Annotated in this window: 10 protein-coding genes and 1 tRNA gene; 1 reads left to right on the top strand and 10 read right to left on the bottom strand. The window is 68.9% G+C overall.

The genetic code is table 11. From position 1 onward, the window contains the following. Window positions 1-42: 42 nt before the first annotated feature. From ftsH to dacB, 5 genes are all read right to left on the bottom strand, one after another. A complete protein-coding gene (gene ftsH / locus FHR84_RS18855; protein ID WP_179536845.1) occupies window positions 43-2,610 on the bottom strand; it encodes an ATP-dependent zinc metalloprotease FtsH in 2,568 nt (855 codons plus the stop codon). 338 nt (window positions 2,611-2,948) lie between these two features. Then, the gene (gene hpt / locus FHR84_RS18850; RefSeq protein ID WP_142078302.1) at window positions 2,949-3,506 is read right to left on the bottom strand and encodes a hypoxanthine phosphoribosyltransferase; all 558 of its coding nucleotides are present in this window, start codon (window positions 3,504-3,506) and stop codon (window positions 2,949-2,951) included. 32 nt (window positions 3,507-3,538) lie between these two features. Then, on the bottom strand, window positions 3,539-4,522 hold the full coding sequence (gene tilS / locus FHR84_RS18845) for a tRNA lysidine(34) synthetase TilS (protein WP_179536844.1): 984 nt from the start codon (window positions 4,520-4,522) through the stop codon (window positions 3,539-3,541). Window positions 4,523-4,575: 53 nt separating this feature from the next. Beyond that, window positions 4,576-5,658: a zinc-dependent metalloprotease gene (locus FHR84_RS18840; RefSeq protein WP_179536891.1), complete on the bottom strand. Its 1,083-nt coding sequence runs from the start codon at window positions 5,656-5,658 to the stop codon at window positions 4,576-4,578. A 333-nt stretch (window positions 5,659-5,991) separates the two neighbouring features. Further along, window positions 5,992-8,184 (bottom strand): D-alanyl-D-alanine carboxypeptidase/D-alanyl-D-alanine endopeptidase, encoded by a 2,193-nt coding sequence (gene dacB, locus FHR84_RS18835; RefSeq protein WP_179536843.1) that lies wholly within the window; start codon window positions 8,182-8,184, stop codon window positions 5,992-5,994. Window positions 8,185-8,867: 683 nt separating this feature from the next. Here dacB and FHR84_RS18830 point away from each other — a divergent pair. Further along, a complete protein-coding gene (locus FHR84_RS18830; protein ID WP_026151991.1) occupies window positions 8,868-9,356 on the top strand; it encodes an inorganic diphosphatase in 489 nt (162 codons plus the stop codon). Window positions 9,357-9,451: 95 nt separating this feature from the next. On the opposite strand, the gene FHR84_RS18825 is transcribed toward FHR84_RS18830, so the two are convergent. From FHR84_RS18825 to FHR84_RS18805, 5 genes are all read right to left on the bottom strand, one after another. Then, window positions 9,452-9,883, bottom strand: a complete 432-nt coding sequence (locus FHR84_RS18825; RefSeq protein WP_179536842.1) for a hypothetical protein — start codon at window positions 9,881-9,883, stop codon at window positions 9,452-9,454. A 175-nt stretch (window positions 9,884-10,058) separates the two neighbouring features. Further along, window positions 10,059-10,889 carry a DUF4231 domain-containing protein gene (locus FHR84_RS18820; protein WP_218863255.1) on the bottom strand — a complete coding sequence of 277 codons (831 nt, stop codon included), beginning with the start codon at window positions 10,887-10,889 and terminating at the stop codon, window positions 10,059-10,061. A 1,389-nt stretch (window positions 10,890-12,278) separates the two neighbouring features. Beyond that, the gene (locus FHR84_RS18815; protein ID WP_179536841.1) at window positions 12,279-13,307 is read right to left on the bottom strand and encodes a cytochrome d ubiquinol oxidase subunit II; all 1,029 of its coding nucleotides are present in this window, start codon (window positions 13,305-13,307) and stop codon (window positions 12,279-12,281) included. Then, window positions 13,304-14,665: a cytochrome ubiquinol oxidase subunit I gene (locus FHR84_RS18810; RefSeq protein ID WP_179536840.1), complete on the bottom strand. Its 1,362-nt coding sequence runs from the start codon at window positions 14,663-14,665 to the stop codon at window positions 13,304-13,306. Before FHR84_RS18810 ends, FHR84_RS18815 begins: the two co-directional genes overlap by 4 nt. A gap of 353 nt (window positions 14,666-15,018) precedes the next feature. Beyond that, a tRNA-Thr gene (locus FHR84_RS18805) sits at window positions 15,019-15,095 on the bottom strand. Window positions 15,096-15,197: the final 102 nt, after the last annotated feature.

Genomic DNA, 15,197 nt, shown 5'->3' with positions numbered 1-15,197 from the left:
CGGTCTCGTCGACCGGATGCCGCTCACCACCGAGGTCCACCGTCAGCGGTTCTCGGTACCGTTCCCGTTCTCGCCCGTGGTCCCCGAATCGCCTCCGGAACTCCGCCCGGGGTCCTGAGATCCCTCGGACGTGTCCTGCTCGGCTCCGGTGCTCGGTTTTCCGGTTTGCTCACCGGTGGTCGAGCCCTCCGACTCCCCGGAGGGCTGCTCGGGTTGCCCCTGCCGAATCTGCTCGGTTCGGGGGCCCTCCTGCTGCACGGGTTGACCGTTCTCCGGTCGCCCACCGTTCTCCCAGGAAGGAACCCAGTTGTGCTGATTCGGCGCGGGAGGCTGGTAGCCGGACTGTCCACCGGGTGAAGTGGCAGGGGTCCAGCCGGGAGGAGCACCGTAGTTCGGCGGAACCCCCTGCGGGGGCTGCCCTCCCTGCGGAGGCTGCTGTCCCTGCGGCGGGTACCCCTGCGGTGGCTGCTGCGGCTGACCGGCAGCCCCCGGGTAGGGCATCTGCGCGGTCCCCGGCGGCTGGTTCCCCGGCGGCGGCTGCTGCGTCGGGTAACCCTGGGGCTGCTGCCCCTGCTGCTCGGGACCGTACTGCTGGCCGGGTTGCTGGGGACCGTATCCGTTCGCCCCCGGAACGGCTCCGACCGGAGCGGGACTCGGCTGGTCGTTGACCGGTGGCGGCCACGGCTCGCCCCGCTCCATCGCCAGCTCGCCCGGTGTCTTGATCGGAGGTTTGTCCGAGGGGGTGCGTCCACCGAAGTCGTTGAACGCGGTGATCCGGGGGCGCTTCTCGACCTCGGCGAAGATCCGTTCCAGATCGTTGCGGTTGAGCGTCTCCTTCTCGATGACCTCCCGCACGAGGTTGTCGAGCACGTCCCTGTAGGTGCTCAGGATCTCCCAGGCCTCGGTGTGCGCCGCCTCGATGAGCTTGCGCACTTCCTCGTCGATCTCGTGGGCCACTTCCAGGGAGTAGTTCGGCTGCTGCCCGGCGGAGCGGCCGAGGAAGGGGTCGCCTTCCTCCTTCCCGTACTTCACCGCGCCCAGCCGGGCCGTCATGCCGTACTCGGTGACCATCGCACGGGCGATCTTCGTCGCCTGCTCGATGTCGCTGGAGGCACCGGTGGTCGGCTCGTGGAAGATCAGTTCCTCGGAGGAGCGGCCGCCGAGGGCGAAGACGAGCCGCCCGATCATCTCCGAACGGGTCATCATGTCCTTGTCGTCCTCCGGGACGACAAGAGCGTGCCCGCCGGTCTTGCCCCTGGGCAGAATCGTGAGCTTGTAGACCGGCTCCAGATCCGGCATGGCCCACGCGGCCAGGGCGTGCCCGCCCTCGTGATAAGCGGTGATCTTCTTGTCCCGCTCCGATATGACCTTGTTCTTGCGCCGTGGACCACCGATCACGCGGTCCACCGACTCCTCGAGAGCCGCCCCGGTGATGAGCTGCGAGTTCTCCCTCGCGGTCAGCAGAGCCGCCTCGTTGACCACGTTCTCGAGGTCCGCGCCGGAGAAACCGACCGTGCGCTTGGCCAAGCCGTCCAGATCGGCGTCCGGAGCAAGCGGCTTGCCCTTGGAGTGCACGTTCAGGATCGCACGCCTGCCGCGCAGGTCGGGGGCGGCGACCGGAATCTGCCGGTCGAAGCGGCCCGGGCGCAGCAGGGCCGGGTCGAGAATGTCCGAACGGTTCGTCGCGGCGATCAGAATGATCCCGCCCCGCGAGTCGAAACCGTCCATCTCGACCAGGAGCTGGTTCAGCGTCTGCTCGCGCTCGTCGTGGCCACCACCGACACCGGCACCGCGTTGCCTGCCGACGGCGTCGATCTCGTCGACGAAGACGATGCACGGTGCGTTCTGCTTGGCCTGCTCGAACAGGTCCCGCACCCGGGAGGCACCGACGCCGACGAACATCTCGACGAAGTCCGAGCCGGAGATCGAGTAGAACGGCACCCCGGCCTCGCCCGCCACGGCGCGGGCCAGCAGCGTCTTACCCGTGCCCGGAGGGCCGTCGAGCAGCACGCCCTTCGGGATCTTCGCGCCGAGGGCCTGGTAGCGCGTCGGGTACTGCAGGAAGTCCTTGATCTCGTGCAGCTCCTCGACGGCCTCGTCGGCACCGGCGACATCGCCGAACAACGTCTTGGGCATGTCCTTGGTGAACTGCTTCGCCTTGGACTTGCCGAAGTTCAGCACCTTGCTGCCGCCGCCCTGGGCGTTGTTCATCATCCACATCACCAGCAGGACCAGCAGGCCCACCGGGATGAGGTAGAGCAGCAACTGACTCCAGATGGAGCTCTGGGACACCTCGGTGTTCCAGTTGGAGACGCCGGATTGCTCTATCCGGTTGACTATGTCCTCGTTGGCCCCGGTCGGATACTTGGTGATGATCCGGTCACTGCCCTGAACCTGGACGCCGTCGTTCAGAGTCAGCCTCAGCCGCTGTTCTTTGTCCTCGATAGTGGCTTCCGCCACGTTGCCCTGCGATATCTGCTGCAGTGCCGTCGAGGTGGATACGTCCTGATAGCCACGCGTGTCGTCGAAGAGCACGCTGAAGGCGTAGAACAGCAGCAACACCGCCAACAGCCACAGCAGCGGGTTGCGGAGCAGGCGCTTTCGGTCCATTCACTTGCGGCCGCCGAGCGGCCTCGACCCTCCCTGACTGTCACGTCGGGTGGTGGCGGGCGTCCATTCAACGTCCACCCCCGGTTCAGCCCAGCGTACCGTCCGCGACAGCGACAAACTGCGCGAACCGAACCACAGGCCCTCCAGGGTACCCGCCCCTGGAGTTCAACGGGTCACACGCCGGATTAGTTCCAACCACATCCCGCGGAGGTGGCACAACACACCGACGGTGGCCGACACGAATCGCCCGACCCATCGTCACTGGTGCGAGGATACCGCCGAGCGCCCCGTCTCCTCCGGTTGTACCCGTTACGGGGACGGCTCGGGAACCGCGCCGCTCACACCCCCGAGGTGTAGACCTTCGGATCAAGACTACCGATGTAGGGGAGATCGCGGTAGCGCTCCGCGAAGTCGAGCCCGTACCCGACGACGAACTCGTTCGGAATGTCGAAACCGACGTACCGGACGGGAACCTCGACCTGGACCGCATCGGGCTTGCGCAGCAACGTGCACACCTCGAGAGAAGCCGGGTCGCGCGCGGCGAGGTTCTTCAACAGCCAGGACAGCGTGAGCCCCGAGTCGATGATGTCCTCGACGACCAGTACGTGCTTACCGGCTATGTCCCTGTCCAGGTCCTTCAGGATGCGGACGACCCCGGAGGACGAGGTCGACGAACCGTAGGAGCTGACCGCCATGAACTCCAGCTGAGCGGGCAGCGGAAGCGCACGGGCCAGATCGGTCATCACCATGACGGCGCCCTTGAGCACCCCCACGAGCACCAGATCGCCTCCCTGCAGGTGCCCGTAGTCCTCGTCGACCTGTTTGGCCAGCTCGGTGACCTTGTCGTTGATCTGTTGCTCGGATATGAGCACGGAGGCAATGTCGCCGTCGTACACGGCCCGGCTTCCCCTCTCGATTGGGTTGCTGTTCACCCGTCGCTCGATCGTCGGTCGATTCCGCGACCCCTGCATTCCACCAGAAGAGTGCCTCGAGCTCGAATCAGCTCGTACCCTCCCGGCAGAGCGTGACCACCCTGTCCCCGCCAGTCACCGACCAAGGCGTCGGCGGCCCGCAGGTGGGAGTCGCTGAGCTCGGGAACTCCGCGCTCCGAGAGCCAGTTCCGCAGCACTCGTCTGCGTACCGCGGACGGATGGCCGGAGAGCGCACGCGCGTCGAGCCCCCCGGCGCGGCGCACCCGCTCGCACGTTTCCTCCGCGACCGAGTCCAGCGCGTCCGCGTCCTCCCGCAGCTGCGCGGCGGTCCGGGACAGCGCTGACGCGACACCACCTTGCAGCACCTCTTCCATGAGGGGCAACACTTCGGAGCGAAGACGTGCCCTGGTGAAACGGGAATCCGCGTTGTGCGGATCCCGCCAGGGACCCAGCCCCAGCTCGGAACAGGCCGCCTCGGTGGTGCTGCGGGAAACCCCCAGGAACGGACGGGCCCACGGCGCGTCCAACGGCCGCATGCCCGCGATGGAGCGCGCTCCCGACCCCCTCCCCAGACCGAGCAGCACCGTTTCGGCCTGATCGTCGAGGGTGTGCCCGAGCAGCACCGGCGAGCCCTCCGGCCGGTACCGCCGCAGCGCCGCGTAGCGGGCGCGCCGCGCGGCCGCCTCGGTACCGCCCGCACCGTCCGGACGAACCCGGACCGTGTTCACCTCGGTGAGTCCCAGGGCGACGAGCTGTTCGGCAGCACGGGCCGCGACCTCGGAGGACCCCTCCTGCAGGGCGTGGTCCACGACAACGCCGTGAACGGGGACGCCCCGGCGACGACCGAAGTACGCGGTCGCCGCGGCCAGCGCGAGCGAGTCCGGGCCACCGGAACAGGCCACCAACGGGGGAGCGCCCCGGTGCTCCGCGGCCTCCTCCGAGTCGAGCAACCGACGCACCGCGACACGAATCTCACTCACACAGGCGGGTGGGGACACGCGGTCATTCTCCCACCACGGCCCTCACGGACCGCTCAGCCGTGCACCCTGCGCAGCCAGGCGGGCGGATCCGAGAGCTCGGCACGGCTCGGGAGGTTGTCCGGACCTGCCCACACGGCGTTGAACCCGTCCATGCCCACGGCGCCGACCACGTGCCGGGTGAACTCGGCGCCCTTCGCGTACTGCTTGATCTTCGCGTCCACGCCGAGCAGACTGCGCAGCAGCCTGTCCAGCAAACCACCGCCGGAACGACGCCGGGTGAACCGCTCCCTGATCGTGTGCACGCTGGGGACCACCCGAGGCCCCACCGCGTCCATCACGTGATCGGCGTGCCCCTCCAGCAACGTGGAGACGGCGATGATCCTGTCCAGGGCGGCACGCTGGGACGGACTCTGCAGCAGCTCCACGACACCGAGCATCCCCGGACTGGTGTCGGACTCACCGGAACGGCCCGAACGCACCTCGCGAACGACCGAGGGCAGCCTGCCGAACAGCTCACCGGTGGAGCCGTCCATCGCGCTCATCAGCTCGCCGACGCCGTTCGCGAAGTACTCGCGCAGCCAGGGAACCGCGTTGAACTGCAGCCGATGGGTGGACTCGTGCAGGCACACCCACATGTGGAAGTCCGCCTCGGGAACTTCCAGGGCGCGCTGGGCGGCCACGATGTTCGGCGCTACCAGCAGCAGCCTCCCCGCCCCGCTCGCTCCGGGGCGCGCGGGAGCGAAGGGATCGTACTGGCCGAGCACCTTGGTGCCGAGGTATGCCAGCACCACCCCGGCCTGGACCCCCGCACCCCGACTGTTGATGGTCGCCAGCAACTCGCCGGCCCCCTCGGAATCGGTACCCGAGGTCCTCGCGAAAGCGACGTCGGTCAGTTCGGCCAGCCCACGGCCCGCACCGCGCAGCCAACCGGGACGATCCACCACGTCACCGGGCTCGACCGGGAGCTCGGTTCCCAGACCGGTCAGCTCGCGCACGTGCGTCTCGGCGCCCGCGCTGAACTCACGCAGGCTCGCCACCGTGCTCGCGGCCTCGGTGCGGGAAATCTCCGGCCCCGGTTTGAGCAGCCGGGCGGCCGTGCTCACGGCCGTGTCCCAGTCGACGGCACCGGTGCCGATCCCGTCCGGAGAACCGGCACGTTGCGACGTGGCGTGCCTGGTCGCCGGGCGGCGCAGCGGCACGGAAAGCGCGGACGCACGAACATTCACAGAACTGACCCTACCCGCGTACGAGCCCGGCAGCGAACCTTTGGAGGGCCCGCGGCTCGGTTTGCTCGGCGGCTCATTCGGCGGAACCTCAGCCCGCGCCCGGCCGCGGGGTCCCCGGCATCGGGTAGCGGCGGCCCAACGCGGCAAAGCGCCGACTCACGTGACGGCTGCCCGACCAGCCGCGCGAAGCCCCGTCACGAGCAGTGGAACCGCGCTTCTTCCGGGAAGCCGTCGAAACGGGCTTCAGCGACAGCCGCAGGAGCGCAGTTTCGCGGCCACTCGGTCCAGAGCGGGGCGCGCCTCGTTCGGCTGGCTCCCGTTCGAGAGGAACGCGAAGCTCAGCAGTCTGCCGTCCGCGGTGACCACGGTCCCCGCCAGGGCGTTCGCCCCGGTGAGCGTTCCGGTCTTGGCCCTGACCCAACCACGCGCTTCCGAAGCGGGGCCGTCGTAGCGCCCGGCCAGACTGCCGCTGGCGCCCGCGATGGGAACAGCGGTCAACACCGGCCGCAGCCTGGCGCTGCGCCCGGACGGACCGTCGGCGGGAGCGCTGGCCGTCCGCAGAAGCTCACCCAGCAGCCTCGGGGTCAACCGATCGGTGTCGGACAGCCCGCTTCCGTCGACGAGGTCGACCCCGCTCAGGTCGAAACCGTTGCGCTCGAGGACGGAACGCACCGCGCGCACGGCGCCGGAGAAGGAGGGCTCGTGCCCCGTGGTCACCGCCACCTGCCGCGCCACGGCCTCGGCCAGCACGTTGTCCGAGTCCCGCAGCAGTTTGCGCACCAGGTCCCGCAGCGGAGGGGATCGGACCTCGGCGAGCGTGGAGGTGCTCCCCCGCATCGTGGTCGTGCTCACCGACTCGGTCGGCGCCCCCAGCCGGGAGGCGAGTTCGCGGGCCGCGTCGAGGGCCGGGTGCTCGCTGCGCGGGCTGTGTATGTCCGTCGGGTCCTCGCGTCCGCCGTCGAGCATCACCGGGCGGACGGGGGCGATGTAGCCGTTCGCCACGTCTCCCCGCTCCCACTCGGCGGCGAGGGTGGGGCCGCTGTAACGACTCACGTCCACCTTCACGGAGCTGATCTCGCCCGACGTGCTCGAACGGATCTTGCGCACCAGCTCGTCCAGCCGCGCCGCGTCCGGGTAGACCGAGCTCCGCCCCTCCGGCAGTGCGGACAGTGTCGGGTCACCGCCTCCGACGAGGACGACGCTTCCGGGGTCCTGCCCGCGCACGACCTTGGTGCTGAAGCGGAAATCGTGGTCGACGGCCAGCAGCGCGGCACACGACGTGAGCAGCTTGTTGGTCGAGGCCGGAACCATGCTGCGGTCAGCGTCCCGGCTCCACAGCACCTTCCCCGTCCTGGAGTCGAGGACGGTCCCCCCGAGGTCGTTCAGAGCCGGGTCCGACACCACTTCCTCGAGCGCTCGCGAGAGCCCCTGCTTCGTCGGCATCCGCGCCGAGGAGTCCAGTCCGCTGACGGAGGGGTTCAGCCGGACCGGTGCGGGAGCGTCCGCTCGGGGGCTCAGCACGTCACCGAACCAGACCGTACCTCCCAGCACGGCCGCGGCTCCGAGCACGATCACACCGACCAGGGAAACCGCGGTGATCACGCTTTTGCGGCCCATGCGTCCGCGAGCCCGCTTCCCGCCGGGCTCCCCGGCGGACCCCCCACCGGAACCGGAGTCCCCGCCCGGACCGGCCACCTCCGGGGGATCACCCCGCGAAGTCCCCGTGTCGGGTTCCCGCCCGACGCCCCCGCCGGCGTCCCCCTCGCCGGTGGAGGCGGTTTCCGCCGACGAGTCCGTCCCGGAGCTCACCGCGGAGGTGTCCGCGGCAGCACCGTCTCCGCCGTCTCCCACCGCACGCGCCGGTCCGGGAACGGCACGCGCACCGGCGACGCCCAGCAGCCGGGGGGCGCCGCGCGAGGCTCCTCCCGGCGGCATGCCGAAATCGGCCGGATCGGCCGGGCGCGTGGCTCCGGAGGAACCGGGGGCCGCCGCCTCCGACGATTCGACGGCCGACCGCTCGTCCGGGGGAGCGGTCCCGCCCGAAGGAGGTTCCTCCCCGACCGAAGGTGGGACGGCGGCCAGCTGCACGGTCGGCGGGTCGGAATCGGGGTCGTCCGGGCCGGACTCCCCGGCTCCCGTCCCCTCCGCGTGCGTCTCCGACGCGCGACCGACGGCTTCCAACCGCTGAGTGCTCTCGACGGGGGCCTCGTCGTGCTCCGGCCACTCGGGGTCGGGCCCTTCGGCCCCGCTCTCGTCCGCTTTCCCGGGGGTGCTCTCCGGGTCCTCGGCGGGCCAGCCGAACGGGTCCTGCTCCTCACTCGTGCCGGTGGCGTCGTGCTCCCCCGGGGAGGTGGACGATTCCGCTGCGGTGTCCGCGGACGAGTCGACCTCCCCGTGATCGCCCGTCTCGCCCGTCGGAGCCTGGGGATCGGACAAGGGACCTCCTCGAGGGGTTACTCGACGGTTCACCGGCTCGCTTGTGCGATCTCGCGCACTGTCATGCGGCTGGGACGGCTGACTTGCTCCACACTAGATGCGCCGAGAGGAGGGAGCGGTACGGCCACACCCGGTCCGGAAGCGATCCGATGAACGATGAACTCTGGAGTCCGATGGAGAGATCCGCTCGGCACGGCCGAGTGTCGCCCCGCGATCTCGCCGGTGCCGTGTGGCGGCCCGCCCCGGGGCGCCCCGCGGTGTGATGAAACCTACACAGCACGGGCGGGACGGGCGCTCCCGCCGGATGTTCGGTCCGGATCTCCGGAGGAACACCCGGTACGGGGCCACCCACGCGGAAGGGCCCGCTACGGCACACGCGAACGGGGGCGGTGCTCAGGCACCGCCATGCCGGAGCACCGAGCCGGGACGACCGAACAAACACGCCCGGCGAAGCCCTATTAGGCTGTACGCGCACTCCACCGGCGACCGGCGATGGTCGACCGTTCGGCCACCGGGCCGCTCCGGTCGGGCCTCACGTCGGATGGTCCGCCACAGGCGGGCGATCGGGGACCCCCCCGAGCAACGGCCGGGAACGGCACGGCCGTTCCGGCGACATTCGAGCGGTCGGCGGACCGCACGACAGGTCGCCGTCCGAAACACCGTCAGGACGAATGAGGAACCGCGTGGACTTCGACGTCATGATCGAGATCCCCAAGGGGAACCGCAACAAGTACGAGGTGGACCACAAGACGGGCCGGATCCGTCTCGACCGGACGCTGTTCACCGCCACCCAGTATCCGGCCGACTACGGATTCATCGAGGAGACCCTCGGCGAGGACGGGGACCCGCTGGACGCGCTCGTGCTCGTGCAGGAGCCGACCTTCCCCGGCTGCCTGATCAGCGCGCGCGCGATCGGAATGTTCCGGATGCGCGACGAGAAGGGCGGCGACGACAAGATCATCTGTGTTCCGGCCGACGATCCGCGGCAGGAGCACATGCGCGACATCCACCACGTCCAGGAGTTCCACCGGCTGGAGATCCAGCACTTCTTCGAGGTCTACAAGGACCTCGAGCCCGCGAAGAGCGTGGAGGGCGCGACCTGGGTCGGCAGGGAAGAGGCCGAGACCGAGATCAAGCGCTCGTTCGAGCGCGCCAAGGAGCAGGAGCACTGATTCCCGGCTCTCCGTCGTGATCTCGAAAGACGTGGGTCCCCACCGGCCGGTGGGGACCCACGTCTTTCGAGTGTTCGGGCACGCCCCGCGCGGAGTCAGCCGATCGGCAGGTTGCCGAGGATCCCGCCGAGAGGTGATTCACCACCGAGCAGTCCACCCGCGGACTGACCGGAGTTCCCGTCCCGGCCGCTCACGCCCTCCTGGAGCGCGTCGCCCGCCTTGTCCACCGGCGGAGCGTTCAACAGGTCGCCGACGGACTCACCGGTCTCGGCCACGGAGGGCACGCCGGGAGCGCCATCACCGGAGCGGCTCGTCGCGGCGTCCGGCGCGGGCACGACGTCTCCGACGACCTGTTTGGCCGACTGCAGGGTCGCGGCCGTGTGGTAAGTGGCCTGGGCCACGTTGTTGTCCGTCGACAGCTCGGCGGGCAGTTCGGGGCCGTCCGCCGCGGAAGCGGTGCCCGCGAAACCGATGGCACCAGCGCTTCCTGCCAACAGAGCGGCTGCCGCGGTCAAAGTGCGTTTCATCGCCTAGCTCCTCTCTGCACAGGTGGCGGTCCTGCGCGCCAAGCAGAGCCTACGGAAACACCCCTCAACACGGTTCAGCGATCACCCAATACATCAATTTGCACGAAATGTGATTACGGACATCCCCAGGAACTCCTCAATACAGCCTCAATAGCGACCAGTTCACTCGATCAGGTCAAACTAGATTGTCCGGTAGCACAGCGGGCCCCACCTGCTGCTGACGCTTGGCGTGCTCGTCCAACAACACCTCGGCTTCGTGAGCGAATTCCGCGTAGGCGGCCCGCTCGTCCTCGAAACGACCGTACTTGCCCACGCGGAGCTCCACCGAATGGTACTCGCGCTCCAAAGCATCAGCGGTCACCTGCAAATTCACGCTGCGTTCCCGGTACTTGCCGTAACCGGACACGGCCGCGGTCAACGCCACCACGAGACTCAGCACGACAGCCGACCAGCGGGCGGTCACCATCGAGACCGAAGCGGCCGCCACCACCGCGGTCACGATGGACCCGGCTATGACCACCAGTTGCAGCGCATTGTTGGCACACCGGTAACGACGAGCCTGCCTGCGGTACGCCCGGACGGCGTCCGGCAGGTACACGCGATAGCGCTTGTGCGTGGCCAGCAGGTCACCGGAGTCCATGTCGTCGAGCAACTGCTCGCGACGCGCCTGATTCAACTCCCGCAGTTCGATCGCCATACCGCGTACCCTGAAGTACTGGCGGTACAGCAGGAAGACCGACCCCACTACGGAGATCACCAGTATCACCGAGACGAGTGTCGTCAACCACCAAACAGGGGTCCCCCGCAACACGAGGTCCCCCAAAGCGAGCGCGATCAGGACTCCGTTCCCGGGAATGGCCCACACGACCAGCAAACGTCGTAACAGCAGTGCCCGATGCACCTGTTCGGAGAGGTCCGCGATGCGTCGCGCGACGTCATCAGGGGCCGAATCGGCGGAGAGCACACCTCCTCCGACTATCCCCGTACTGACCTCGGTACTGCTCATCACACGATCCCTTCACGGCGTCACTGTGATCGAAATAGCTCAACAGCGTTACTGCAATCGGCTGACGGGGTGACGCCCGGGCTGGTCGAATAACACAACGCACTCAGTTCCTCCGTGCGGAGGAACTGCCATTGTTCACCTGCGATCACCGAACCGTCACATCATCCACGAGCTTCCCGCGCGGAAGCACACGCGCCATGAACACGGGTTCTACCACTCCGGACGATCGCCCCCACACGGTCTCCGGGTACGCGACCGGTCCACACCGTACGGACGCGAGCTCCGGTCGCACTCGGCGGAACGGGGTCCCCGGCCAAGCATCGCTCCGCCGAGCGGAACGGCCACCGGAACGAGCGACGCCCCGCCCCGGCAGGGCGCGCGAACCGGCTCCGCCGCTCATCCCCGGGAAGAACTCCGCGTGCTCACGGGAAATCCCCGACCAGGACGAGGGGCCGCGCCGAACGAACGGCCCCGGAGCTCCGGACCGGACGACTCACCGACGCGACGGGAGACACGGCGCACGGCCCACCGGACCTCCACGGACAGCGCCGGAGTTCCACGGACCGGCCGAGCGGGAGTTCGTCGCCCCGGTTTCCGGAGTGGTCACGCCGAAGGCCCCCTCCGCGGGAACAGGAAGCGATCCCCCGGATCGAATGACGAACCACCGTAAACAGTTTCCGGAAAAATCCCTCGGGAAATCCCGCACGGAACACCCTCCCCCATTCGCACCGCCCCAGCAGTGGGCCACCTTCGAAACCTCCGGTCTGGCCACACGACTCGATCCCGCGGCGAGGAGCAGAGCCCACGAATCTCACCGCACGGCAGGATCGTATTACACGGTCCCACGAGCTCCACGGGTGTTCCCCCCCGCACTCGGCGATCCGCCTCACCAGGAACTTCCACCTCGTGCCCCCGCTCGGCACGACCTCCCCCGACCGTGTGGCCGACGAGCGGAACACGGCGAACGAGTCGAACGGGAATCGACGCGAAACCGCTCCGCGAAGAAATCCGACCTCGGAATAATTTCCGCTCCCGCCCGGAACGGGCACGAAAGTTGTGTTCCACGCCACGGAGAACACGATGGAGCTTCTCCTTCTCGAGAGAAGCTCCGCCCGAGGGCGAGGTTTCTCCGACCGCCCCCGGACGCGAATCAGGACGGAGTCTCCTCGCCGGGCGGTTCGGCGTCCCACGGTGTGCGACGCGTCGCCGAGCCGGTGCCAGGAACCGGCACCGCTCGTCGGGGGACCGGTGACACGACCTGGCCCTCCCCTGGCCGCGTCACCGGCGGTCACCCCGTGACACCCCGTTTACAGCGGGACCGACCGATCCTCCTCCTCGAGCAACGTCGCACCGGAACCCCCGCAGTCGTCGCCCGGTCCGCCCCCGCCGCTACTCGGAAGCGCTCGCCCCCCGGCCGGGCGTGTGCGGTTGCTCACGCTGGAACAGGCTGAACATCCACCACAGCGAGGGAAGCAGCAGCACGGCCCCGACCAGGGTGACCACCAGGCCCACCCGCAGAACGGCCGGTTGGGCGGCGGCCTCCTCGATGGTGGTGTCCGGCAGCAACACCAACGGGTACTGGGCCACGGCCCACCCCCACAGCAGGGCCGCCACCGCGACCGCCGCCGCTACCCGGGAAGGCAGATACCTTCTGCGCAGCAGCAAAGCGAGCGAGGCCACCCCTCCGAGCACCGAAACGAGGATCAGCGGCAGCCCCTTGCCGACGAGTCCCGAGTACAGCCGGGGAGCGTCCGCGTGGAGCACCGCTATGCCACCGAGCGCGACCACGCCGGTGACCGCCGCTGTTCCGAGAGCCTTGCGTCGAAACGTCTCGGCCAGCGCGTCCGCCCCCTCCCTGCGGGCATCGGCGCACAGGAACACCGCCGCGAGGTAGGCCGCGACCGCCACCGCGAGAACCCCTCCCAGCGCGGAGGTGGGATTGATCCAGCTGCCGACGAGATCCCCGGCCGCGATCCCAGCGGGCGTCCTCCCGGAAGCGATGCCCCCCGCGACGGTGCCGAGGAAGAACGGGGTCAGCACCGAGGACAGCGCGAAGGCGAACCCGTAGACCCGGCGATGGCCGAGCTCCGTGCTGGCCTTGCGGAACGCGAAGGCCGCCCCCCTGGCGATGATGCCCAGCGCCACCAGGGTCAGCGGGATGTACATGGTGGAGGACACGGCCGCGAAGACCTCGGGGAAACCGGTCCAGCACAGCACGATGACGAATATCAGCCAGACGTGGTTGGCCTCCCAGACCGGACCGATCGAGTGGTTGATGAGGTCCCGCTGCTCGGCCCCCTTCCGCGTGCCTCCGGCCAGCAGGTCCCAGAAACCACCGCCGAAATCGGCACCGCCCAGCAGCACGTAGGCGGTCAATCCCGCCCACATCACCGCGATCATCAGCTCCGCGAGACTCATGCGTGTTCCTCGTCGTGTTCCTGCGGGGCCAGCGGGGCCCGGGCCAATCGCCTCAGCACGTAGATGGTGGCGACGGTCATCACGAGGTACACCACGGCCACGGCCAGCAGCCCGCCGTAGAGCCCCGGCACGGGGGTGACGGCTTCGGCAGTGCGCATCCTGCCCCAGACGATCCACGGCTGGCGCCCCACCTCGGTGGTGATCCAACCGAACTCCAGCGCCAGCGGGGCGGCGAAACCCGCCGCGGTCGCCAGGGCCAGAAAGACCCGGTTGCGCGGAAAGCTCCTGCGCCGCCACCAGACGAGACCGCACCAGATGCCGAGCAGCAGCAGTCCGAACCCGATCGCGACCATCATCTGGAAGGACCAGTGCACGATGTTGACCGGTGGTCGGTTCTCCGCGGCGGCCTCGGCCAGACCGAGGATTCGCCCGTTCGGGTTCCAGTGGGCCAGCAGCGAGAGACCGTTGGGGATCTCGAGCGCGTACCGCAGCTCGCCCTGCTGGTAGACACCACCGATGTGCAGCGGAACGTTGCGCGCGGTTTCGTAAACGCCCTCGATGGCCGCGAGCTTGATCGGCTGGTTCTCGGCGAGGAACTTCGCGGCCCAGTCCCCCACTCCTATCTGCACCGGTGTGAGCACGGCGCCGACCGTGAAGGGAATCAGGAAGCCGAGCCGGTGGTAGCGCTCGCGGCTACCGCGCAGGAGCGCCGCGGCGTAAACGGCGGCCATGCCGAAACCTGCCACCATGAAAGCGGCTATGATCATGTGCACGGTCTGCGGCCAGGCAGCAGGGTTGAACATGGCCGCCCACGGCTCGACCTGAACCACGCGGCCGTTCTCCAGGTCGAACCCCCTGGGCTGGTTCATCCAGGCGTTGGCCGTCACGACGAAGAACGCCGAGGCCACTCCGGCGACGCAGACGGGGATGCCGGTCAGCACGTGAACTCGGGGCGAGAGCCTGTCCCAGGCGTAGAGGTAGATCCCGAGGAAGATCGCCTCGATGAAGAAGGCGAATCCCTCCAGAGTGAACGGAAGCCCGATGACCTGCCCGTAGGTGTCCATCATGCCGGGCCACAGCACACCCATCTCGAAGCTCAGGATCGTGCCCGAGACCGCGCCCACTGCGAAGAGCACGCCCATCGCCTTGGCCCAGCGCTGGGCGAGCAGCCGGTACACCTCGTCCCCGGTGCGGTTGCCGCGCCACTCCGCGAAGACCGTGATCGCGGGCATGCCCACCCCGAAGCAGGCGATCACGATGTGCCAGCCCAGTGACAGGGCCATCTGGATCCGGGCCGCGACCAGATCGGCGGGTGATGCGGCCTCCGCCAGCAGTTCCGCAGCCGAGGAGCCCGTCATCGGATCACGCACCGCGCGGGGGACGGCGCCCGCACGCACAACATCGAGCTCGACACACCGCCCCCTTCGAGTTGGCCGATCGAGCCGTGCCGGAAATCCGAGCGGTGCCGAAATCCTTCGACCCGCTGATCGAAACCTAACCGAGCCGCGGAGGGTTCGCAGGACGAGTCGATCAGCGTTTCGGGTGACAGACCGGCGGACGTCCGGGGACGGCGGGTTGGTTCGCTCGGCGGTGCGGGGGGGTTGAGCACGGCGTCGCCGCTTGCACGACGACCGGACACGACCGGGACCGGCACCCGGCCCGACGAAAAAACCGGCCGTCTCCCGCATCGCGGAAAACGGCCGGTCACCGGTGGAGCCGCCTAGGGGAGTCGAACCCCTGACCTACGCATTACGAGTGCGTCGCTCTGACCTACTGAGCTAAGGCGGCGAAACCGAACACGAGTGTAGCGGACGCTCGAACGTCACTCACACACCCCCGGCTCGTTGGACATCACGGTGACGTCGATCACGAATCCCTCGGAAGGTGCCG

This window comes from Actinopolyspora biskrensis (genome assembly GCF_013408175.1).
GTDB lineage: Bacteria > Actinomycetota > Actinomycetes > Mycobacteriales > Pseudonocardiaceae > Actinopolyspora > Actinopolyspora biskrensis.
Note: the sequence above shows the minus strand (reverse complement) of the source record. Positions and strands in the feature narration are given on the sequence as shown.